The following is a 300-nucleotide window of genomic DNA, read 5'->3' on the forward strand; positions in this document are numbered from 1 at the left end:
GGTAACTACAATGCCAATCAATTTACCAAGTTGAGCTGGGATCATACCTTTTCTCCAAGGTGGGCTTTGAATGCCAAGTTATCCTTGAATAAGGATAACTTTGTAGTGGCCGATGGTGATGGTGATGATCGTCAAGATACGACGACGGCTATGGGTGTAGAAGGAATTTTCTCACCCAATAAAATGTTGGATGTAACCGCTGGCTTGGAAAAATCTTCCCGAAGTTCTGATGCTTCTGGTCTTGACTATGAATTGCAAGTCTTGTCCGTGGTTCTTACCTTGGCCTTCTGAGTTAACACC

1 protein-coding gene is annotated in these 300 nt (G+C 43.7%); it reads left to right on the top strand.

The genetic code is table 11. The features are described from left to right. Nucleotides 1-291, top strand: a 291-nt coding sequence (locus Q4563_RS18725) for an outer membrane beta-barrel protein (RefSeq protein ID WP_303605586.1), incomplete at its 5' end; no start/stop codon positions are given. Nucleotides 292-300 lie beyond the last annotated feature (9 nt).

It is taken from the genome of Gilvimarinus sp. 1_MG-2023, assembly GCF_030548285.1.